The 22,527-nt window shown below is 45.4% G+C and carries 22 protein-coding genes and 1 CRISPR repeat array; of the genes, 15 read left to right on the top strand and 7 right to left on the bottom strand.

Annotated features, from left to right (window positions below):
• The first annotated feature begins 4 nt into the window (after window positions 1-4).
• On the top strand, window positions 5-1,255 hold the full coding sequence (locus tag CELL2_RS09615) for a hypothetical protein (RefSeq protein ID WP_235231207.1): 1,251 nt from the start codon (window positions 5-7) through the stop codon (window positions 1,253-1,255).
• Window positions 1,256-1,278: 23 nt separating this feature from the next.
• Here the strand turns inward: CELL2_RS09615 and CELL2_RS06005 are convergent, their stop codons facing one another.
• The 7 genes from CELL2_RS06005 to CELL2_RS05975 are packed head-to-tail and all read right to left on the bottom strand — an operon-like array spanning window position 1,279 to window position 6,292.
• A complete protein-coding gene (locus tag CELL2_RS06005; RefSeq protein WP_038034667.1) occupies window positions 1,279-1,680 on the bottom strand; it encodes a UvrB/UvrC motif-containing protein in 402 nt (133 codons plus the stop codon).
• Entirely contained in the window at window positions 1,677-2,237 is a 561-nt protein-coding gene (gene pth, locus CELL2_RS06000; RefSeq protein ID WP_038034669.1) for an aminoacyl-tRNA hydrolase, read from the bottom strand. The genes CELL2_RS06005 and pth overlap by 4 nt, the downstream gene beginning before the upstream one ends.
• A gap of 3 nt (window positions 2,238-2,240) precedes the next feature.
• Window positions 2,241-2,879: a 50S ribosomal protein L25 gene (locus CELL2_RS05995; RefSeq protein ID WP_038034671.1), complete on the bottom strand. Its 639-nt coding sequence runs from the start codon at window positions 2,877-2,879 to the stop codon at window positions 2,241-2,243.
• A 30-nt stretch (window positions 2,880-2,909) separates the two neighbouring features.
• Window positions 2,910-3,857, bottom strand: a complete 948-nt coding sequence (locus tag CELL2_RS05990; protein ID WP_012896372.1) for a ribose-phosphate pyrophosphokinase — start codon at window positions 3,855-3,857, stop codon at window positions 2,910-2,912.
• Between the two features lies 1 nt (window position 3,858).
• Window positions 3,859-5,196 carry a bifunctional UDP-N-acetylglucosamine diphosphorylase/glucosamine-1-phosphate N-acetyltransferase GlmU gene (gene glmU / locus CELL2_RS05985; RefSeq protein WP_012896371.1) on the bottom strand — a complete coding sequence of 446 codons (1,338 nt, stop codon included), beginning with the start codon at window positions 5,194-5,196 and terminating at the stop codon, window positions 3,859-3,861.
• An 11-nt stretch (window positions 5,197-5,207) separates the two neighbouring features.
• The gene (locus CELL2_RS05980) at window positions 5,208-5,510 is read right to left on the bottom strand and encodes a hypothetical protein (RefSeq protein ID WP_011943689.1); all 303 of its coding nucleotides are present in this window, start codon (window positions 5,508-5,510) and stop codon (window positions 5,208-5,210) included.
• A complete protein-coding gene (locus tag CELL2_RS05975) occupies window positions 5,507-6,292 on the bottom strand; it encodes a DUF72 domain-containing protein (RefSeq protein WP_011943688.1) in 786 nt (261 codons plus the stop codon). Before CELL2_RS05975 ends, CELL2_RS05980 begins: the two co-directional genes overlap by 4 nt.
• 62 nt (window positions 6,293-6,354) lie before the next feature.
• Here CELL2_RS05975 and tsaE point away from each other — a divergent pair, with 62 nt between their 5' ends.
• From tsaE to nadA, 14 genes are all read left to right on the top strand, one after another.
• Window positions 6,355-6,840, top strand: a complete 486-nt coding sequence (tsaE, locus tag CELL2_RS05970; protein WP_012896370.1) for a tRNA (adenosine(37)-N6)-threonylcarbamoyltransferase complex ATPase subunit type 1 TsaE — start codon at window positions 6,355-6,357, stop codon at window positions 6,838-6,840.
• Window positions 6,794-9,157 carry an endopeptidase La gene (lon, locus tag CELL2_RS05965; protein ID WP_012896369.1) on the top strand — a complete coding sequence of 788 codons (2,364 nt, stop codon included), beginning with the start codon at window positions 6,794-6,796 and terminating at the stop codon, window positions 9,155-9,157. The genes tsaE and lon overlap by 47 nt, the downstream gene beginning before the upstream one ends.
• Window positions 9,154-9,540, top strand: coding sequence for a hypothetical protein (locus CELL2_RS05960; protein WP_029683603.1), 387 nt, complete (start codon window positions 9,154-9,156; stop codon window positions 9,538-9,540). The genes lon and CELL2_RS05960 overlap by 4 nt, the downstream gene beginning before the upstream one ends.
• Window positions 9,533-10,690 carry an exonuclease SbcCD subunit D gene (locus CELL2_RS05955; RefSeq protein ID WP_128080954.1) on the top strand — a complete coding sequence of 386 codons (1,158 nt, stop codon included), beginning with the start codon at window positions 9,533-9,535 and terminating at the stop codon, window positions 10,688-10,690. Before CELL2_RS05960 ends, CELL2_RS05955 begins: the two co-directional genes overlap by 8 nt.
• Entirely contained in the window at window positions 10,680-12,284 is a 1,605-nt protein-coding gene (locus CELL2_RS09610) for an AAA family ATPase (RefSeq protein WP_241208637.1), read from the top strand. Before CELL2_RS05955 ends, CELL2_RS09610 begins: the two co-directional genes overlap by 11 nt.
• The gene (locus tag CELL2_RS09605) at window positions 12,281-13,237 is read left to right on the top strand and encodes an SbcC/MukB-like Walker B domain-containing protein (protein WP_371180345.1); all 957 of its coding nucleotides are present in this window, start codon (window positions 12,281-12,283) and stop codon (window positions 13,235-13,237) included. The genes CELL2_RS09610 and CELL2_RS09605 overlap by 4 nt, the downstream gene beginning before the upstream one ends.
• Window positions 13,230-13,853, top strand: a complete 624-nt coding sequence (locus tag CELL2_RS05945; protein ID WP_038034678.1) for a HEAT repeat domain-containing protein — start codon at window positions 13,230-13,232, stop codon at window positions 13,851-13,853. Before CELL2_RS09605 ends, CELL2_RS05945 begins: the two co-directional genes overlap by 8 nt.
• Window positions 13,854-13,870: 17 nt before the next feature.
• On the top strand, window positions 13,871-14,491 hold the full coding sequence (locus CELL2_RS05940) for an ABC transporter ATP-binding protein (protein ID WP_011943681.1): 621 nt from the start codon (window positions 13,871-13,873) through the stop codon (window positions 14,489-14,491).
• The gene (locus CELL2_RS05935; protein ID WP_011943680.1) at window positions 14,475-15,308 is read left to right on the top strand and encodes a sulfide/dihydroorotate dehydrogenase-like FAD/NAD-binding protein; all 834 of its coding nucleotides are present in this window, start codon (window positions 14,475-14,477) and stop codon (window positions 15,306-15,308) included. Before CELL2_RS05940 ends, CELL2_RS05935 begins: the two co-directional genes overlap by 17 nt.
• Window positions 15,305-16,711, top strand: a complete 1,407-nt coding sequence (gene gltA / locus CELL2_RS05930) for an NADPH-dependent glutamate synthase (RefSeq protein WP_011943679.1) — start codon at window positions 15,305-15,307, stop codon at window positions 16,709-16,711. The genes CELL2_RS05935 and gltA overlap by 4 nt, the downstream gene beginning before the upstream one ends.
• The gene (gene folA, locus CELL2_RS05925; RefSeq protein ID WP_011943678.1) at window positions 16,699-17,208 is read left to right on the top strand and encodes a dihydrofolate reductase; all 510 of its coding nucleotides are present in this window, start codon (window positions 16,699-16,701) and stop codon (window positions 17,206-17,208) included. The genes gltA and folA overlap by 13 nt, the downstream gene beginning before the upstream one ends.
• A gap of 35 nt (window positions 17,209-17,243) precedes the next feature.
• Window positions 17,244-18,827, top strand: a complete 1,584-nt coding sequence (locus CELL2_RS05920; RefSeq protein WP_011943677.1) for a bifunctional aspartate carbamoyltransferase catalytic subunit/aspartate carbamoyltransferase regulatory subunit — start codon at window positions 17,244-17,246, stop codon at window positions 18,825-18,827.
• Window positions 18,828-18,950: 123 nt separating this feature from the next.
• Window positions 18,951-20,247: direct repeats of the CRISPR family, unit length 30 nt; unit sequence GTTTCCATACCTCTAAGGAATTATTGAAAC.
• Between the two features lie 644 nt (window positions 20,248-20,891).
• Complete coding sequence (nadX, locus tag CELL2_RS05915) at window positions 20,892-21,617, top strand: aspartate dehydrogenase (RefSeq protein WP_038033058.1); 726 nt, start codon at window positions 20,892-20,894, stop codon at window positions 21,615-21,617.
• A gap of 12 nt (window positions 21,618-21,629) precedes the next feature.
• Entirely contained in the window at window positions 21,630-22,526 is an 897-nt protein-coding gene (nadA, locus tag CELL2_RS05910; RefSeq protein ID WP_012311000.1) for a quinolinate synthase NadA, read from the top strand.
• Window position 22,527: the final 1 nt, after the last annotated feature.

Here is a 22,527-nt window from a genome sequence, read left to right as displayed (position 1 = left end):
TATCATGGTGTGGCAGGATTTCATGTACGCGTGCCTTGAATATCCGGATCATCTTCCGTGGTTCAGAAAACTCGCGAACGAAGAGGCAAGAAAGATTGTGAGAAAACTCAGATACCATCCTTCCATTGTTCTCTGGTGTGGAAACAACGAAAACAACTGGGGATTCGATGAATGGGGAAATATGACCAGAAAAGTGGATGGTATCAATCTCGGAAACAGGCTCTACCTCTTCGATTTTCCTAAGATCTGTGCCGAAGAAGATCCATCCACTCCCTATTGGCCGTCCAGTCCATACGGCGGTGAAAAGGCGAACAGCGAAAAAGAAGGAGACAGGCACGTTTGGTATGTGTGGAGTGGCTGGATGAACTATGAAAACTACGAAAAAGACACCGGAAGATTCATCAGCGAGTTTGGATTTCAGGGTGCTCCCCATCCAGAGACGATAGAGTTCTTTTCAAAACCCGAGGAAAGAGAGATATTCCATCCCGTCATGCTGAAGCACAACAAACAGGTGGAAGGACAGGAAAGATTGATCAGGTTCATATTCGGGAATTTTGGGAAGTGTAAAGATTTCGACAGTTTTGTGTATCTGTCCCAGCTCAACCAGGCGGAGGCGATCAAGTTCGGTGTTGAACACTGGCGAAGCAGGAAGTACAAAACGGCCGGTACTCTCTTCTGGCAGCTCAACGACAGCTGGCCGGTCTTCAGCTGGTCCGCAGTCGATTACTTCAAGAGGCCCAAAGCCCTCTACTACTATGCGAGGAGATTCTTCGCTGAAGTTCTACCCGTTTTGAAGAAGAGAGACAACAAAATAGAACTTCTGATGGTGAGCGATCTGAGGGAGACAAAAGAAGTCTCTCTCAGGCTTGCAGCCTACGAGAAGAAGGGAGAAAAGGTATTCGAAAAGACTTACAGAACGGTACTCCCAGCAGACGGTGTGAGTTCTGTTGATAGAGTAGAGCTACCCGATGATCTTTTCTTCTTCGTCGAGGCAGAAGTGGATGGGGTTAAATACAGGAACTACAGGGTTTTCAGAAAGTGGCGCGATCTGGAACTTCCAGATCCAGAGATTTCGCTTGAGGACATGGGAGAGCTCATAGAGTTGACTGCGAAGAAGCCAGCTTTTGGTGTCAAGATTCTCTCTGATGAAGTACCCGAGGATGATTTTCTGTTCCTTGAACCAGGAAGGAGCATCACGCTAAAGAAACCAGATGGAGTGAGAGGAGTGAAATCTCTGTTCGATTACCTGAGATGATGAAAAGCCCCTTCGGGGGCTTTTCATTTTACTGTTTTGTTTTTGATTTGAAGTATGAGTTGTTTCAAACGATTGGCTTTCCTGTAGTCTTCGTTCTTTATCGCCTCATTTAATTTTCTTTCGAGGAAAGTGATTTTTCTTTCATTTTCAAAGTTTTCTCTCTCCTGATCTGACCAGATTTTTCCGAACATTTCCTCCAGAATTCTCAAAGGTGTCTCCACAAAAATCACCATTTCTCCATCGAAGGAAAGATGCCTTTTTTTTCTCATCGAGTCCTCTGAGGGAGATGGAGTTTTTTTGAGTGGAACACTCTCTTTCAAAACATCCATCAAGCACTTTTGACAGTATGCGATCTCTTTTTCCACACCGTCGAAGTCTACTTTATATGACTTTGAAGTTTCATGGCCACATTTCAAGCATTTCATACTCTCACCTCTAAGGAATTGTAGATAGACATTGCTTTTTCTATTCCTTCGACGAGAATCACCTCAAGGGCTTCTTTCATTACTTCAAACACTTTGTTAAGTATAATCCACTCCTCGTCTGAGAATTCTCCCAGCACGAAATCTACAAGATCCATTCCTTCTGGTTTATCGCCTATTCCTACCCTTATACGTTTTATCTCCTGTGTTCCAAGCGCCTGTATAATGGATTTCATACCGTTGTGTCCACCGTCGGAACCTTTCTTCCTGATACGGATCTTCCCGAGTTTCAAACTCACGTCATCGTACACTACTATTATATCATCAAGACTGGCATTGAAGAATTTCAAAACATGGGGCATCGCCAAACCACTGAGGTTCATATAGGTCAATGGTTTCACCAACGCCACGTCGTTTCCGGCCAGCTTGATTCTGCTCCATGCAAAATATTTTTCAGTTTTCCAGTCTTTATTTTTCAAAAAGTCCAGAAACAGAAAACCCACGTTATGCCGGGTGAAGGCATAACGTGGGCCTGGATTCCCCAGACCAACAACAACCATGTGTTATTCCTCTTCCTTTCTCTTTATAACTTCAGGTTCTGCAACTTCTTCCGCTTCTGCGGTCTCTTCAATCACCACTTCTTTCGGAACGAGAACGGAAACAACCGCTTCATCATCTTCGAGAAGGCACTTGACACCTTCTGGGAGTTTCAGATCTTTTGCATGAATCACGTCTCCGAGATCGAGAGAGGAGACGTCCACTTCTATTTCCTGTGGGACTTTGTCGGGATCGGTCTCAACGGGTATCTCTTCGTGGAACACTTCGAGGAAGCCGCCCTTTTCAACACCGACGGGTTTTCCAACAACCTTGAGAGGCACATTGATTCTCATTCTGTGGCCTTTTGTCGGTTCGTAGAAGTCGAGGTGAACGACCGTTTCGGAGACCTTGTCCCTCTGAACCATCTTGAGAAACACGGTTTTTTCCGCCACCGTGTTTCCCTGATCGTCTTTGATTATCAATTGAATGGGAGTTGCTTCGGATATGGTGTGGAATACCTTCTCGAGGACCGATCTTTTGATTTTCACGGGTATAGGTTCAGTTGCTGGTCCGTACACTACAGCTGGTACTTCTCCACTCCTTCTGAGGCGCCTCGCTTCTCTTTTTCCCTTCACTTCTCTCACTCTTGCTTCCAGACTTACCATCTTTTCTCCCTCCCGTAGGTCTTCGCATTGTCATCTGAAGAGTGTGCTCACAGACAGATGCTTCCTTATTCGCATGATGGCTTCTCCTATGAGATTTGCTACCGAGATCACCTTAACCTTTTCTGGAAGATCCTCATGATATATCGTGTCGGTTATGTATACGGTGTCTATCGGGGAATTCTCTATTCTTTCCAGAGCTCTATCGGAAAAAACACCGTGTGTTGCACAGGCTATGATCTTCTTTGCACCCGCGTTTTTCAGTGCTTCTGCACCTTTCACCATAGAGTGAGCAGTATCTATTATATCATCGAACATAATAACCACTTTATCTTTAACCTCTCCTATTATGTTGACTACTTCCGCGACGTTGTCGCTTGGTCTTCTTTTATCGAGAATTGCAAGAGAAGTTTTCAACCTTTCGGCCATTCTTCTTGCCCTTCTCACACCACCCACATCAGGTGACACAACCACTGTTTCCTCAGGAACGATGTTTTCTCTTTTTAGAAGTTCCTCTGCGAAAACGGGGTAGCTCCAGAGATTGTCAACGGGAATGTCGAAGAACCCCTGTATCTGTTCCGCGTGGAGATCCACCGTCAGAACGCGGGTTGCTCCGGCCACGGTGATGAGGTTTGCAACCAGCTTGGCACTGATAGGATCCCTTCCCTTTGCCTTCCTATCCTGTCTCGCGTATCCGTAGTAGGGAATCACGACGGCAATGGTGTTGGCCGATGCTCGTTTGAATGCGTCGATCATTATGAGAAGTTCCATGAGGTTTTCGTTCACCGGAGGTGAGGTGGGCTGAATGAGAAAGATATCGTGCCCTCTCACCGTTTCGTTTATACGGACGTTTATCTCTCCATCGGCGAACCTTCCAACCTCACAGTCACCGAGTTGAAGGTTGAGATAGTTCGCTATCTTCTCGGCCAGAGGTCTGTTGGCGTTCCCAGAAAAAACTTTCATTTCGTTTGAGAAAGACATATCATTCCTCCTTTCGCTTTTTCAATACCCAACCTTCTTTCACAACCTGCATCGCTCTACCCAAACCGAGGGAATACGGTGGAACATCCTCTGTTATTACCGATCCCGCTCCTATCAGAGCTCCTTCTCCAATACGAACGGGTGCCACCAAAGATGAGTTGCTTCCTATGAATGCTCCATCTTCAATGAAGGTGGGATTCTTTTTCTTACCATCGTAATTACAGGTGATTGTCCCTGCACCTATGTTCACATTTTTTCCAACGAACGCGTCCCCTATGTAACTGAGGTGTTGAGCTTTGGTTCCCTCTCCAATTGTACTTTTTTTGATTTCAACGAAGTTTCCAATTTTTGAAGATTTCTTCAAAATCGTTCCTTCTCTCAACCTCGCAAACGGACCAACGGAAACATCGTCTTCTATCACACTTTTGAAGCATTCAGATCTTGTGATTTTCACGTTGTTTCCTATTTCACAGTCGACTATTCTCGTCATGGGGCCTATTTCACAGTTTTCTCCCACGCGGGTTCTGCCTTCTATGAAAGTCATAGGATGAATGACAGTGTCCATACCGATTTCGACGGAGTAGTGAATGTAAGTGGTGGCTGGATCTAAGATGGTAACACCGTTTTCCAAAAGCTCTTCTATTTTTCTCATTCTGAGCTGTTCCTCGAGCCAGACAAGAGTCTTTCTGGTGTTCACTCCTGTTATTTCAAGCAGATCATCAGTTTTCACAACCCTCACTTTTTCGGCGAAATTGACCGCGTCCGTGAGATAGTACTCTCCCTTTGCGTTTTCATTTTTTATCTCCGGTAGTACTCTTAAAAGAAAATCACCGGAGAACACGTAAAATCCGGTGTTGATCGTTGTTACACTCTTCAATTCTTCTGGCAGATCCGCGTCCTCTATTATTCTGTATTTGTCCCCGTCTTGTATGACTCTACCGTACCCGGATGGGTCTTCGAGGTCAGCCACCAAGATGGTCACATCCGCACCTTTTCTGTGTTCTTCGATCATTCTTTTCAAGGTGTTTTCGCTTATGAGAGGAACGTCTCCGTAGAGAATCAAAACGTCATCTCCGGGTTCGATGAAATCTTTTGCACACATCACAGCGTGTGCGGTGCCCAGCTGTTCTTCCTGAACGAAGACGTCTACCCACTCCGGAAGAGTTTTTCTGACCAATTCCGCTTCAAAACCGAGGACAACGCCAACTTTCTGCGCTACTTTCCCGGCTGTTTCAACCACCCACTCTATCATGGGCTTTCCAGAAAGTGGGTGTAACACTTTTGGTATCTTTGATTTCATCCTTGTACCCTTCCCCGCTGCGAGAACGAGGGCTCTCATACTTTCACCTCTTAAAACCAGTTTCTCTTTTCAAGATCGAGCTCGTTCATTTCCCCTTTCAGGAAGAGTTCTATTTCCTCTCTGGTCAGATCTTCCTCCACGAAAATCCTTTTTTCTCTCGGATAATCTTCAAAAACACGGTGAATTATGGGTTTCTGAGAAATCTCCATGGCAAACAGTATCATCTGGAGCGCTTCGTTTATTTCATCGTCTGAATACTTCTTTCTGAGCTGGTGTATGTGTTTTCCGACAAGATCAAAGAGATCTTCCTGGGTTGCTTCGAGAACACTGAGAATCTCATCCAGAGCGTTCACACTCTCTCCTCCATCATCTTTTTAAACTGCAAAGCGTTCATCGCCGCCTGACCTTTGTAACAGTTGTTGAAGAAGACATAAGTTTCCTTCACTCTTCGTGAAAGTTCTACAACATCTTCAAAGAGAGTTTTCAGTTCTTCCTCACTGTAGAGGTAATCGTACCTTTCTTCCCCTTCGGCTTCGAACCACCTTTCGTTCCTTCCATGAAATCTGAAGTAGGCGTAATCAGTTGTCGTGATGGGACGATAGGGGAACAATCCGGGAAGCTTTGGTTCGTCCACCACCACAAAGGTTATACCATGATTTCTCAAGAATTCATATGTTTCTTCTCTGTCCCAGGAGTAGTGTCTGAACTCCACAGCGATTTCGTACGGGTAGCTTTCTCTCAATTTTTCAAGATATTCCACGTTTTTTCTGGAGAGTTTGAAAGAGAATGGAAACTGTGCTAAAGTCATCTTTAGTCTTTGTTCTTCTATTAGAGGCTCTATTTGACGTGTGAAATTTTCCATGTCCTCTTTTGGATCTTTTCCCTCTTTCCAGAGAACGTGCGTGACGCTTGCTGGTGTCTTTACGGTAAAATAGAAATCGGGAGGGGTCTTTCTCAACATCTGAACAAAGGAGCGCCACGATGGTTGGGTGTAATAAGTGAAATTGAGTTCCACTATTCTGAATCCGAGCACCGCCCAGTAGTACTTCAGAAACTGGGAAGGTTTCAGATGTTCGGGGTACACCACTCCTTTCCAATCTTCAAAGGAAAAACCGCTCGTTCCCACGTAAACCATTCGCTGTGTCTCCTTCCGGAGGGATTCAATATGTATTGTACAACACTGTGGGGGAACAGAAAATGAGACATTTGCGGTTTAAAAATTTAACCGAAGAGCAGTTGAAAAGACTCGCAAAAATTCTCACTGGGAATCTCAAGGGCGGAGAGGTGGTGATACTCTCCGGAAATCTCGGAGCTGGAAAAACAACGTTTGTGAAGGGTATGATCAGAGCGATAGGTCTCGATGAAAAAATGGTGAAGAGTCCAACTTTCACCCTCATGAACGTTTATCCAGGTTTGAAAACAATATACCACCTTGATCTTTACAGACTTCAGGACTCAGACTTTCTCAGTCTCGATGTTGAAGACATACTGGAGGACGAAGACGGAATCATGGTGGTAGAATGGGGAGATCTGTTCGATGGATTCTGGCCTGAGGACTCGATAAAGGTGAAGATAGAGATAGCGGACGAGAGTCACAGAAACGTGGAGATCCTTATACCCGAGGAGGTGAACTTCCTTGCCGAAAAAATCGAAAGATACCGAAAAGAGCTTCAAAATACTTGAGAAATACGCCAGTCAGCAGGAAAAAGAACTGGAGATACCTGACAGCTTGCCGTGTATTCCTTTGAGAAACGGGATGGGAGTTTTTCCAAACACCGTTGTTCCTTTCTACGTGGGAAGGACCGGCTCTCTTATAGCACTCGAAGAAGCCATGGAAAAGTACAACAGACTTCTTCTGGTGGTCAATCAGAAAGATCCATCCGTTGAGACACCAGAACCGGAAGACCTCTACAAAGTGGGAACGGTTGTGAAGGTGCTTCAGATAATGAAGCTTCCAGATGACACGTTCAAGGTGCTCGTGGAAGGGCTGGAGAGAGCTCAAATCGAGGAATTCGTCTCGACTGATCCTTTCTTCCTCACGAAGATAAAAATACTGAAGGTGAAATACAGAAAAACGAAGAAACTCGAAGCACTTATGAGAAGCGTCAAAGACAAGGCAGTCAGATATTTCAACCTGACCCACAGGTTTCCTCAGGAGACGCTCGTTACCCTTAAAGAAATGCAGGATCCGGACAAGCTCGCAGACTTCGTTGCTTCGATTCTTCCCGTTCCTCTGGAGACGAAGCAGGAACTCCTCGAGACGATTCATCCTCTTGAACGTCTCGAGAAGATACTCTCAATACTGGTGAAAGAAATCGAGATTCTCGAGATAGAAGAAGAAATTGAGAAAAAGGTGAAGGACAGAATAGAGAAGACCCAGAGAGAATACGTGCTCCGCGAAAAGCTCAGGGCTATAAAAGAAGAACTCGGAGCGGAAGAGGAGTTAGAGATCAAGGAGCTCTACGAGAAGGTAGAAAAAGGTGATTACCCAGACTACGTGAAGGAAAAGGCTTACAAAGAGATTCAAAGGCTCGAGAAGATGTCGCCCTACAGTGCCGAGGCGACGGTTGTCAGGACCTATCTTGACTGGCTTCTGAACCTTCCATGGAGCGCTGCCAGCGAGGATAGACTCGACATAAAGGAAGCGGGGAAGATCCTGGATAAGAACCATTACGGGCTCGAAGAGGTCAAGGAGAGAATACTGGAGTATCTCGTGGCCAGGAAGTTTTCAAAGAATCTCAAAGCTCCCATTCTCTGCCTTGTGGGACCTCCGGGAGTGGGGAAAACGTCGCTGGGCAGAACCATCGCAGAAGCGATGGGAAGAAAGTTCGGAAGAATGTCCCTTGGAGGCCTCAGAGACGAGGCAGAAATAAAGGGACACAGGCGTACTTATGTGGGGGCGCTTCCGGGAAGAATCATACAGATCATAAGAAGGCTGGGAACGAAGAATCCCGTTATTCTGCTCGACGAAGTGGACAAGATGGGAATCAGTTTTCAGGGTGATCCGGCGTCTGCTCTGCTCGAAGTTCTCGATCCCGAACAGAACAAGGACTTCGTCGATCACTATCTCGAAGTACCCTTCGATCTCTCTCAGGTGCTGTTCATTACAACCGCGAACGTGCTTCACACCATTCCTCCCGCGCTGAGGGACAGAATGGAGATCATAGAGATACCAGGGTACTCGGATCCAGAGAAGTACCACATAGCCAGGGACTACATAATACCGAAGATTGCACAGGCTTATGGCCTGTCAAAGGTGATGTTTACTCCTGGAGCGATCAAAAAGATCATCAGGGAGTACACAAAAGAAGCGGGTGTGAGAAATCTCGAGAGAGTCATAGAAAAGGTGATAAGAAAAAGTCTTGTGAAGGGCGAGAAGAAGTCTTTCAAAATAACCACTAAGGATATCGAAGAGCTTCTCGGACCTCCTGTTTTCAAGGAGGAGGAGATTTTGGAAGAAGACACAGTGGGAGCAGTTACAGGCCTTGCCTGGACTCCAGTTGGTGGAAGTGTTCTCATCGTGGAGAGTCTGCTGGTCCCCGGAAAAGGCAATCTCATTTTAACAGGAAACATGGGTGACGTGATGAAAGAATCTGCCAGAATAGCCCTCAGTGTGGTCAGGAAGATGTGTGGAGAAGAATGCAGAGAGGTCTTCGAGAAGAACGACATCCACATCCACGTTCCAGAAGGAGCCGTTCCAAAGGATGGCCCCTCCGCCGGCATAACGATCACGGTGGCCCTGTACTCTGCCGTCACCGGTAAAAAAGTCAGAAGGGATGTAGCCATGACGGGTGAGATCACGTTGAGGGGTAAAATACTCCCGGTGGGAGGGATAAGAGAGAAATTGCTCGCGGCAAAGAGAGCCGGCATAAAAAAAGTAATCCTTCCTTCGAGAAACAGACCAGACGTGGAAAAGATACCGAAGGAATATCTGAACGGGATGGAGATCGTTTACTGTAGTGAAATACAGGAAGTTCTCAAGGAGGCCATTGTGAGGTGAAGAGAGACATATTCTACGTGATCATTCTGACAGTCTTCGCGGTTCTTTTTATGCTCACGTATTTTTCCTACAGAAATCTTGCCGTGAAGCTCACCCGTATGGAAAAAACGTTGAAAGCATACGAGCTTTACATTTTCTCCGATTACGAGAGTTTTGAAAACTACGTGAAGAAAGAGGGATTGAAAATAGAAGGAATGGAACTTTTGAAAGAAAAGAAGGCCAGGTCTCTCATCGCTGAAGGAAAGGATCTGTTCGAGACTGCCAACTATGGAGAAGCCCTTGTTTTCTTTGAGAAAGCTTTGAATCTCTCTGACAACGAGGAGATAAAGAAAATAGCCAGTTTTTATCTGGAAGAATGCAGGAAAAAGCTGGCGGGTGATTGATTTGAAGGAGCTCAGAATACTCCACACGTCCGACTGGCACCTCGGTGTCACCTCGTGGACCAGTTCGCGTCCAGTAGATAGACGTGAAGAACTGAAGAAAGCGCTCGATAAAGTAGTCGAAGAAGCCGAAAAGAGAGGGGTCGATCTGATTCTTTTAACGGGTGATCTTCTTCACTCGAGGAACAATCCCTCAGTCGTCGCTCTGCACGATCTTCTGGATTATCTGAAGAGGATGATGAGAACAGCGCCTGTGGTAGTACTTCCTGGAAACCACGACTGGAAGGGCTTGAAACTCTTTGGAAATTTCATAACATCGATCTCGAGCGACATAACCTTTGTCATGTCTTTCGAACCTGTGGATGTAGAAGCCAAACGGGGCCAGAAGGTGAGAATTCTCCCCTTCCCGTATCCTGACGAGTCGGAAGCTTTGAGAAAAAACGAGGGAGACTTCCGGTTCTTCCTCGAATCCAGACTCAATAAACTTTACGAAGAAGCGCTGAAGAAGGAAGATTTCGCTATCTTCATGGGTCACTTCACTGTTGAAGGGCTCTCGGGTTATGCTGGAATCGAGCAAGGAAGAGAGATCATTATAAACAGAGCGTTGATTCCGTCGGTGGTTGATTACGCTGCGCTCGGGCACATTCATAGTTTCCGAGAGATTCAGAAGCAACCTCTCACCATATACCCTGGCTCTCTCATAAAGATAGATTTCGGAGAAGAAGCGGACGAAAAGGGAGCGGTCTTTGTTGAGCTGAAAAGAGGAGAACCGCCCAGGTATGAAAGAATAGACGTTGTCCCTCTTCCGTTGAAAACTCTCTACTACAAAAAGATAGACACCTCTGCCTTGAAAAGCATAAGGGATTTCTGCAGGAATTTTCCTGGTTACGTGAGGGTGGTTTATGAAGAAGACTTCGGTATTCTTCCCGACCTGATGGGAGAGATAGATAATCTGGTGAAGATAGAAAGAAAGTCAAAAAGAGAGATAGAGGAGGTGCTTCGAGAAAGCCCGGAAGAGTTCAAAGAAGAGCTGGACAAACTTGATTACTTCGAACTCTTCAAGGAGTATTTGAAGAAGAGAGAAGAAAACCACGAAAAGCTGTTGAAAATCCTGGATGAGCTTCTCGATGAGGTGAAAAAGAGTGAGGCCTGAAAGACTCACCGTTAGAAACTTTCTCGGACTGAAAAACGTCGATATAGAATTCCAGAGCGGAATAACGGTTGTAGAGGGTCCGAACGGTGCCGGAAAGTCGTCCCTCTTCGAAGCCATTTCTTTCGCACTTTTCGGGAACGGGATAAGGTATCCCAACTCGTACGATTACGTGAACAGGAACGCCGTCGATGGAACTGCCCGTCTCGTGTTTCAATTCGAACGTGGAGGGAAAAGATACGAAATCATAAGAGAGATAAATGCCCTGCAGAGAAAACACAACGCGAAGCTCTCCGAGATACTGGAAAATGGAAAAAAAGCGGCCATAGCAGCAAAACCTACCAGTGTTAAGCAGGAAGTGGAAAAAATTCTGGGAATAGAACACAGAACCTTCATAAGAACGGTTTTCCTCCCACAGGGGGAAATAGACAAGCTTTTGACTTCTCCTCCATCGGAGATCACCGAGATCATCTCCGATGTTTTCCAAAGCAAAGAAACACTCGAAAAGCTGGAAAAACTCCTCAAAGAGAAGATGAAAAAGTTGGAGAACGAGATATCCTCCCTGCAAGCTCTCTACGCCGCCAGCTGGAAGTATCTGGAAGAGAACGATCTGGAAGTTCTGAAGAGCGAGCTGAAAACCGTCTCGGAGAAAAAGAAAGAACTTCTCAAAAAAAGAGAAGAACTCCAGAAAGAAGAAGAGCAGCTCAAGAGGCTTCTTGAAAAATATCGGGAACTCGTGAAAAAGAAAGAGAGGCTCAAGGTGCTTTCTCTGAGAAAGAACGAATTGCAAAAAGAAGTGGTCCACGAACAGAAGGTGAAAAAAGCGAAAGAACTGGAGCCGCTCTTTCGAGAACTCTACCTCAGACAGAGGGAATTTGAGAGGCTCTCACAGGATTTGAACAGCAGGGAAGAGAGATACAAAGAACTCGAAAAGAAAAAGGAAGCGATCTCAAAAGAAATCCCTGTTCACAGGGAAAGACTTTCCAAGCTGGAGGAGATGGCAGAAAAGATCAACGAAGAACTGGATCTTCTTGAAAAGGTCTTGAAGGCCTCTCGGCCGCTTCTTGAGCAAAGAATAAGATTGAAAGAAAATCTCATAAGGCTCGAGGAAGAGATCAGAAGACTCGTCGGAGAAAAAGAAAAGAGGAAAAAAGAGCTGTTTTCGATTGAAAAGACAGAGAATGAAACGAAGGATGAGCTGGAAAAACTGCTCGAAGAACTCTCAGTTTTGAAGAAAGACCACATGAAATGGCTGGCCTATCAGATAGCTTCCAGTCTGAACGAAGGTGACACCTGCCCTGTATGCGGTGGAGTGTTCCATGGAAAAGTGGAAGCCGTCGAATTCAATGTCGATGAACTTGAGAAGCTCGATCAAAAAAGAAGCGAACTGGAAAACACCTTGAACGTTCTGAAAGAGAGAAAGAAAAGCCTTTCCAGCCTCATAGAAGATCTTCTGATGAAAACCGAAGAGGGGAAGAAAAATCTGAAGAGCATTCGAAATCAGATTGAAAAAATTGAAGAAGAACTGCACAGATTGGGTTATTCGGAAGATCTGGAGGAAAAACTGGATGAAAAAAGAAAAAGCTTAGAAAAATAGAAGAAGAGAGGCATTCTATTTCCCAGAAGATCACAGCGGCCGACGTTCAGATTTCGCAGATCGAAAACCAGCTGAAAGAAATAAAAGGAGAGATCGAAGCCAAAAGGGAAACTCTGAAAGAACAGCGCGAAGAGATGGACCAGTTGAAAAGAGATTTCTTCGATCGTTTAGGGGAGATAGGAATCGGCTTTGAAGAGTTCAGGATCCTCGTCAAAGAGGAAGTAAAGGACGCGGAAAAAGAATTGGGAATTGTAGAGACGGAGATCAGGCTTCTTGAGGGAAGCCTAAAGGAGCTCGAATCAGAGAATGTTCGAGATGTGAGTGAAGATTACGAAAGGGTTCGAAATCAACTGGAAGCTCTCTCACAGGAAATATCGGATCTTGAGAGAAAAGAAGGACGGCTCAATCATCTCATCGAAGAAACACTCAGAAGAGAGCGAGAGTTGAAGAGTCTGGAGAAGAAGCTGAAAGAGCTGAGCGATGAATACAACAATCTGGATCTTCTGAGGAAATATCTGTTCGATAAAAGTAACTTCTCAAGATACTTCACAGGGAGAGTTCTCGAAGCGGTCCTGAAAAGAACGAAGGCATATCTCGACATTCTGACGAACGGAAGGTTCGACATAGATTTTGACGACGAAAAAGGTGGTTTCATCATAAAAGATTGGGGCATCGAAAGACCAGCGAGGGGACTTTCCGGTGGAGAAAGAGCTCTCATTTCCATATCTCTTGCCATGTCCCTTGCAGAGGTAGCCTCCGGCAGGCTGGACGCGTTCTTCATCGATGAAGGGTTTTCCAGTCTCGACACGGAGAACAAAGAGAAGATCGCTTCCGTTTTGAAGGAACTCGAAAGATTGAACAAGGTGATCGTTTTCATCACGCACGACAGGGAGTTCTCGGAGGCTTTCGACAGGAAGCTGAGAATAATGGGAGGAGTTGTGGTGAATGAGTGACGAAAAAAGGAGAAAGAAAGAAGAACTGATAGAGAGAATCGTGAGTGAAAAGGGAGAGGAAGCGTTTCCGAAACTGCTTGAGCTTCTGGAGGACGAAGACCCGGAAGTGAAAGAAATCGTCTCTGAAGTCTTCTACAGACTCGGTGATCGGGCAAGGGAGTTTCTCTTCAACGAAATTCAAAAGAGAAGGGAAAGAGGTTTCGAGAAGAACGACATCACGAATCTCTACATAATCGATATACTCGGAGATCTCGGTGAAAAAAGAATGAAGAACGTTCTTTACGAACTCATGGAAAGGTACGACTCGGAAGAAGCACTTCTCATTATATACGAAGCGCTCGCTAAAATAGGAGAAGGGGAAGTCTTCCTGCCGGAACTGGAATACCTGATGTTCGAGGATGCCTACAGAAAGGAACTTTGCGAACAGGTGGCGATGGTGCTTGCCAACATTCCAACGGAGAGATCCCTGAGAATCCTCCTGAAGGCTCTGAAGAACAAAGAGTTTTCGGAAGGCCAGAAGGAGTTCTTTAGAAGGGCAGTGGAGATGATTCTGTACAGAAAACCGGAGCTTTCTAAGTATGTGACCGATGAGGAAAGAAAGGAGCTGGGATTATAGTTGTAGTCGCGGAAAACTTGAAAAAATCTTACGGGAAGAAGAAGGTTCTGGATGGAGTTTCGTTTTCTCTCGAGAAAGGAAAATCCCTCGGCATTGTTGGACAGAATTCTGCGGGGAAGACCACTCTTTTGAAGATACTCGCCACCATCCTGAAACCGGACGAAGGAAGACTCTTTCTCTTCGAAAAAGACGCACTGAAGGACCTGTCGTACATTCGAAAGAGAATAGCCTTCGTTCCCGAGTTCCCTGCTCTGCTTGAAGAACTCACAGTTCGTGAGAACCTTCTTTTCTTTTCCAGACTCAGAGGGGTGAAGATGGAAAGCTTCATTGTCTCTGAGTTCATGCTGGAACCTTTCATGGGAACCCTTGTTCGAAACGCTTCAAAAGGCGTGAAACAGAGAACGGCTCTTGCAGCGGCTCTATTTGGAAACCCTGAACTTCTGATCCTCGACGAGCCGACCAGCGGTCTCGACGTTGAATCGGCCAGCATCGTCAGGAGTAAACTGAAACGACTCAAAGAAGAAGGAATCACGGTGATAATATCTTCTCACATAAGGGAGGACATCGAAGAACTCTGCGACGAAATTCTGGTGATCAACGGTGAGAGTGGGGGGAGCAATCTTGAACGAGATCGTTAAGAAGACGAAAATCGCAGAAGATGTGTTCGATTTCTGGGTTCATTCACCCTCTGTTTCAAAAGAAGCGGGACCGGGGCAATTTGTTGTGATAAGGCTCCACGAAAAGGGAGAGCGAATCCCTCTAACAGTGGCCGACACAAGGCCCGAGAAAGGACTGTTCAGGATGGTCGTGAAGGTCGTCGGAAAAACCACTCACGAGCTTTCTCTGAAAAAAGAAGGGGACACCATTCTCGATGTGGTGGGACCTCTCGGGAACCCGAGTGAGATCAAAAACTACGGGAACGTCCTGCTCGTGGGTGGAGGAGTGGGAATAGCGACGCTCTATCCCATAGCGAAAGCGCTGAAAAACGTGGGGAACAACATCACAACCGTTCTCGGTGCAAGAACGAAAGACTACTTGATCATGGTGGATGAATTCAAAAAGATATCCGATGTTCTGCTTGTAACGGACGACGGAAGCGCTGGAATGAAAGGTGTCGTAACGGACGCGATGGATAAACTCTTCAGGGAGAGAAAGTTCGATATCTGCTGGGCTGTTGGACCCACCATCATGATGAAATTCTGCACGCTGAAAGCAAGAGAATTCGGAGTTCCGATATGGGTCTCTCTAAACCCGATAATGGTGGACGGAACGGGAATGTGCGGTGCCTGCAGGGTCACGGTTTCTGGTCAGATCAAGTTCGCCTGTGTGGACGGCCCCGAGTTCAGGGGAGAAGAAGTGGACTGGGACGAACTTCTGAAAAGGCTCGCACAGTACAGAGAGCAGGAAAAGATCTCGTACGAAAGATTTTTGAGAGCGGCAGGTGAATCAGAATGAAAAACAGAAAAACTCCGATGAAGGAACAATCACCGGAATCGAGGAGAAGGAACTTCGAAGAAGTAGCGCTCGGCTACACGCTCGAAGAGGCTGTGGCGGAGGCTCAGAGGTGTCTTCAGTGTCCCACACATCCGTGCGTCTCCGGATGTCCTGTGGGAATCGACATTCCCGGCTTCATAAGGAAACTCAGAGAGGGAAAACTCGAGGAATCTTACAGAATTCTCAAAAGCTACAACAACCTTCCCGCGGTCTGTGGAAGAGTCTGTCCCCAGGAAGTTCAATGTGAGTCGAGGTGTGTCGTGGGAAAAATGAAAGACAGCGAACCCGTTGCGATCGGAAGGCTGGAACGATTCGTCGCGGACTGGGCAGCCGAGAACCTCGAAGAAGAAGTGAAACCTCTGGCCGGGTCAAAAAAGGAGAAAGTCGCCGTCGTTGGTTCAGGTCCAGCGGGACTGACAGCTGCGGCAGACCTCGCGAAGATGGGATACCACGTTGACGTTTTTGAAGCTTTTCACAAACCGGGTGGTGTTCTCGTGTATGGAATTCCGGAGTTTCGTCTTCCAAAGGGGATCGTTGAAAGAGAAGTCAACTACATAAGGAAACTCGGGGTTAACTTCTATCTCAACACGGTTGTTGGTAAGACTGTCAAAGTGAAAGAGCTCCTTTCGGAGTACGACGCCGTCTTCATAGGTACCGGTGCGGGAACACCGAAATTCATGGGAATTCCGGGAACGAATCTGAACGGAGTGTACTCCGCCAACGAGTTTCTCACGAGGGTCAATCTCATGAAAGCCTATCTCTTCCCTGAGTACGACACACCCATCCGTGTGGGAAAGAAGGTGGCTGTGATAGGAGCTGGAAACACTGCTATGGATGCGGCAAGAAGCGCGCTCAGATTAGGAGCCGAAAAGGTGTACATTGTCTACAGGAGAACGGAACGTGAGATGCCCGCCAGAAGAGAGGAATACCACCATGCACTGGAGGAAGGAATTGAGTTTCTGTGGCTCACTCTCCCGATACGATACATCGGGGACGCCAACGGAAACGTGGAAGCCGTGGAGTGCGTAAGGATGGAGCTGAAGGAAGCAGACGGTTCGGGAAGGCCAAGACCTGTTCCCATCGAGGGAAGCAACTTCATTCTCGAGGTTGACATGGTGATAGAAGCTATAGGGCAGGGTCCAAACAGGGTGCTTCTCTCTGAGTTCCCAGGCTTGAAACTGAACGAACACGGATACATCAAAGCGGACGAGGACACAGGAGCAACGAGCGTGAAAGGCGTCTTCGCAGGTGGAGACATCGTAACAGGTGCAGCGACGGTGATAAAGGCCATGGGAGCTGGAAAGAAAGCGGCGCAGTTCATCCACTCTTACCTCACAGGGGAATGGAACCCATGGCAAAAGTGATTTTCGTTCTTGCGATGGACGTCTCCGGAAAAATAGCTTCCTCTGTTGAAGGCTGGAACTCATTTGAGGACAGAAAAAATTTCAGAGAGATCACCACAGAGATCGGAAACGTTGTGATGGGAAGGGTCACATTCGAAGAAATAGGAAGACCTCTTCCAGAGAGGCTGAACGTTGTTTTGACGAGAAGACGCAGGTCTTCCAACGATCCTTCACTTGTTTTTTTCAACGGTTCACCTGGGGATGTGGTAAAATTCCTCGAAGGAAAAGGCTACGAAAAGGTGGCTGTCATAGGAGGAAAGACCGTGTTCACGGAATTTCTGAGAGAAAAACTGGTAGATGAGCTTTTCGTCACCGTCGAACCGTACGTGTTCGGGAAGGGAATACCTTTCTTCGATGAATTCGAAGGTTACTTTCCTTTGAAACTTCTGGAGATGAGGCGTTTGAACGAAAGAGGCACACTTTTTCTCAAATATTCTGTAGAAAAATCGCACCGTTAGGTGCGATATTTTTTTGTCTGAAGGGGGTATTGTGAATGAAACGGGATTTTCTCGGCAGAACCCTCGCAGTCATAGAAGATCTGAGCGTGGAGGAGCAGATGTTCCTCTATGAGAAAACCAGAGAGCTCAAACAGAGATGGTACAACGGAGAGGATGTATCGGATTTCAGGATAAAGAAGAGAAACGTTGGAATATACATCGTTTTCGTTGAACCAAGCACGAGGACGAAAGAATCCTTCATAAACGCTGCAAAGTTTCACTCGGGTCCAAACGTGAAGGTGAACGTTTTCGATTCGGAACATTCCTCCTTCAACAAACAAGAAAGCTACACGGACACCTTCTCCATGCTCACAGGCTACAGCGACTACTCCATATTCGTTGTGAGAACAAGACTCGAAGGAGTCTGTAGACTCCTGGAAAGAAGAATATCAGAATTCGCAAGCAGGAACGGTATAGAAGTACCCTCTTTTATAAACGCGGGCGACGGAAAGCACGAGCATCCAACACAGGAACTTCTGGATGAATACACCTTTCTCGAGCAGAATGGTTTTGACAACTCGTTCATACATGTGGCACTCGTTGGTGACCTGCTTCACGGCCGAACGGTTCATTCCAAAGTGAACGGCTTGAAGATATTCAAAAATGTGAAGGTGGATCTTGTGGCACCGGAAGAGCTCATGATGCCAGAGCATTACGTAGAAAAGATGAAAAAGAACGGTTTCGAGGTCAGGATTTTCTCTTCGATCAGAGAGTATCTCAGCCAGAAAGATGTGGCAAAGATCTGGTACTTCACACGGCTTCAACTCGAAAGAATGGGAGAAGACATTCTCGAGAAGGTTCATATTCTGAGAGAAGCAGTCACTTTCAAAAAAGAGTATCTGGACGCACTGCCGGAAGGAGTGAAGTTCTACCATCCGCTTCCAAGGCACAAGGTTTATCCGACGATACCGAACTTCCTGGACACACTCCCTCTGAACGGATGGGAAACACAGGCGAGGAACGGTTACTGGGTGAGGATCGTGCTTCTTTCCATGTTCGGTGGAGCGCTGGAAGCACCTTTCGATACCTCGAAGAAAGAAGAAAAGCCAGAAGAAGACTTCATAATCCCTGCTCCCATCACACACGGATCAAAGGGGGTTCAAAAGGAAGGAAAAAGAGGTATAAAACCCATTGAAAACGGAACGGTGATAGACCACATAGCCAAAGGAAAGACACCGGAGGAAATTTACTCAACAATTGTGAAAATAAGGAAAATTCTGAGACTCTACGATGTGGACAGTGCGGATGGTATTTTCCGGTCGAGTGATGGAAACTTCAAGGGCTACATCAGCCTGCCGGATCGTTATCTCTCCAAGAGAGAAATAAAAAAACTCTCGGCGATTTCTCCAAACACCACAGTCAACATCATAAAAAACAGCACGGTTGTTGAAAAATACAGAATAAAGCTTCCACCAACGATCTATGGATTTGAGGAACTCCGATGCAAAAACGAGAACTGCATCACCAATCCCGCACACGGCGAAAATGCTTCACCTTCCTTTGTGAGAGACGAAAAAGGACAGTTTATATGCGAGTACTGTGAAACACCGCATTCTTTCGAAGAAATCTGGAGTATTTGAGAAATCTACAAGAAAAAGAAAGCAGGGGAATTTTCCCCTGCTCTTTTTATTTTATAACCCTTTAAAAGCTTATGTGAACTTGGTTAATGTTTCTATACCTCAAATCAGGCCCGTTAGAGCCGGGTTTCCATACCTCTAAGGAATTATTGAAACATATCACCTTACAAGACAAAAACGAAGACAAAATTTGTTTCCATACCTCTAAGGAATTATTGAAACTCAGGCTGACTGACAAAATGAATAGACTTGAGAAATGTTTCCATACCTCTAAGGAATTATTGAAACCGACAATGAATCCATCACGGGTTTTCAGAACGCACTGTTTCCATACCTCTAAGGAATTATTGAAACACAAAAACGTTTCCCAAATCTCTCAGCATTCCCACCGGTTTCCATACCTCTAAGGAATTATTGAAACAATGAAAGCCCAGAGTAGCGGGAAAGCCCCCGAAAAAAGTTTCCATACCTCTAAGGAATTATTGAAACCGTCAAAGCCCTAGCGTGCGACCTCGTTGCTGTAGCGTTTCCATACCTCTAAGGAATTATTGAAACAAGATGCATTACAACTGTATAGAGAACTCTTACCAGGGTTTCCATACCTCTAAGGAATTATTGAAACAGATTCGAGCAAGATTTGGCCATATGGTCGAAGCAAGTTTCCATACCTCTAAGGAATTATTGAAACTGGTTCAGAGTATGGCAAAACCATCTGAAATACAAAGTTTCCATACCTCTAAGGAATTATTGAAACTAGTCCAAAGCCCTTGCATGGTCAAAGCCTATGCCGTGTTTCCATACCTCTAAGGAATTATTGAAACCCCGTGACCTTGTGAAGCGCAATTCGATGACATACGTTTGTTTCCATACCTCTAAGGAATTATTGAAACTAGCCGCCTATTGCCTATTTTGTAACGTAGATGTAACTGTTTCCATACCTCTAAAGAATTATTGAAACAAGCCGAGTGGGAAAAGCTCGCAGAAGAAGAGCCGACGTTTCCATACCTCTAAGGAATTATTGAAACTTTTGCGTCCTTTGTTGGTTCTATCTCAAATGTGAAGAGTTTCCATACCTCTAAGGAATTATTGAAACTGATGAAGTTGGATTCAATATCGTAAAAGTCAACGCGTTTCCATACCTCTAAGGAATTATTGAAACACATGAAAGTAGTTGAAAATGGCTGTGGAATGGTGCTAGTTTCCATACCTCTAAGGAATTATTGAAACGTCTCGACCGTGATCTTTCACATAAAACGTTCCGTGGTTTCCATACCTCTAAGGAATTATTGAAACAGAGATAAACACCTATTACAATCTCTACTCGGGAGGTTTCCATACCTCTAAGGAATTATTGAAACTGAAGTGTATGCAACAGAACGAACTTTTTGGAATCGTTTCCATACCTCTAAGGAATTATTGAAACCCGTTGAGTTCAAGAGAAATTATACCACAAACACAATCTGAAAGCAAGATGTTTTTTTATCTTCCATATCCTCCCTTTCCATAAACCATTCTAACACACAAGAGAGCACCTTCAAGTACTGTTTGGAAAAATGGAATAATTGCATAGTCAAACAAGAAAAGAACACAAGCAAAAAACAGATGATAAATTATATCAACCTACGTCAGGGCATTTTGGGGTGTTTCTGGTAAAAATCGATTAGTTCCATGTTTCACAAATAGATGAAAGAAGGTATTCCTCAGTGTGTTAGAAGTTAACTGTTAACTTCTCTAATTAAAAGCACTTACACGTCATCGATTACCACAAATTCTCTTCATATTGTCTCTTCATATCATCCATTATTCCCTTTTTAACGCATAGCTTCCGGTACCACAAACCCGCATAAAATTTTTCGTTACCGGTAATTGCATACTCTGTATCGTTCTTCCAATGCCAAGTACACACATCACCTACTTTGTGAATGATTGGAACTAATTCTATTTGGATGCATAAAATAATCTTGTTGGATATTAATATTTTTCACACTAATATTACAGCGACTTTTGATCAAAACAACTTGTCTTTTGTTTACAGCAGGTGTAAACTTATTTCTGGGGGTGTTGAGCATGACTGTTCTGATCATCGGAATGGGAAATATTGGGAAAAAACTCGTAGAACTGGGAAATTTCGAGAAAATCTACGCTTACGACAGGATTTCAAAAGACATTCCGGGAGTCGTTCGCCTCGGTGAATTCCAGGTTCCTTCAGACGTCAGCACGGTTGTCGAATGCGCTTCTCCAGAAGCCGTTAAAGAATACTCACTTCAGATCCTGAAAAGTCCTGTGAACTACATCATAATCAGCACCAGCGCTTTCGCAGACGAAGTCTTCAGGGAAAGGTTTTTCAACGAGCTGAAAAATTCACCAGCCAGGGTCTTTTTCCCATCCGGTGCCATCGGCGGTCTCGATGTTCTCTCTTCCATTAAAGATTTCGTCGAAAACGTCCGCATAGAAACGATAAAACATCCAAAGAGTCTCGGCCTGGATTTGAAAGGCAAAACAGTCGTGTTCGAAGGAAGTGTCGAGGAAGCGTCAAAACTCTTTCCAAGAAACATCAACGTAGCGTCGACTATCGGTCTTGTAGTGGGCTTTGAAAAGGTAAAGGTAACAATAGTAGCAGATCCTGACGCGAATCACAACGTTCATATAGTGAGAATCTCCTCCGCCATCGGAAACTACGAGTTCAAAATAGAGAACATTCCATCACCAGAAAACCCAAAAACAAGTATGCTAACAGTCTATTCGATTCTCAGAACCTTGAGAAACCTCGAATCAAAAATCGTATTCGGATGAGGAGGAAAAAACATGGTGGATGAAATTCTCAAACTGAAAAAAGAAAAAGGCTACATCATTCTTGCGCACAACTATCAGATTCCAGAGCTTCAGGACATAGCCGATTTCGTCGGTGATTCCCTTCAGCTCGCAAGGAAGGCAATGGAGCTCTCAGAAAAGAAAATTCTTTTTCTTGGGGTAGATTTCATGGCGGAACTGGTCAAGATACTGAATCCAGACAAAAAAGTGATCGTCCCGGACAGAAGCGCGACCTGTCCCATGGCGAACCATTTGACACCGGAAATCATCAGAGAGTACAGAGAAAAATTCCCGGATGTACCGGTGGTTCTCTACGTGAACAGCACGTCCGAATGTAAAGCGCTCGCCGACGTTATCTGTACGTCTGCCAACGCCGTGGAAGTCGTGAAAAAACTGGATTCCAGTGTGGTCATCTTTGGTCCGGATAGAAATCTTGGAGAGTACGTCGCGGAAAAAACGGGAAAGAAGGTCATCACGATACCCGAGAATGGCCACTGCCCAGTTCATCAGTTCAACGCTGAATCCATCGACGCTGTGAGGAAGAAATATCCGGATGCCAAAGTAATCGTTCATCCAGAGTCTCCAAAACCAGTGAGAGACAAAGCCGATTACGTGGGAAGCACGGGACAAATGGAAAAGATCCCAGAGAAAGACCCTTCCAGGATCTTTGTGATTGGAACAGAGATAGGGATGATCCACAAACTGAAGAAAAAGTTCCCTGACAGAGAATTCGTGCCACTCGAGATGGCAGTGTGTGTGAACATGAAGAAAAACACACTGGAGAACACTCTCCACGCTCTACAGACCGAATCTTTCGAGGTAATTCTCCCAAAAGAAGTGATCGAGAAGGCAAAGAAACCGATCCTTCGAATGTTCGAACTCATGGGGTGAT

This window comes from Thermotoga sp. Cell2 (assembly GCF_000789375.1).
Taxonomy (GTDB): Bacteria; Thermotogota; Thermotogae; order Thermotogales; family Thermotogaceae; genus Thermotoga; species Thermotoga petrophila.
The sequence above is the reverse complement of the archived record's forward strand: the minus strand, read 5'-3'. Positions and strand labels throughout refer to the sequence as shown.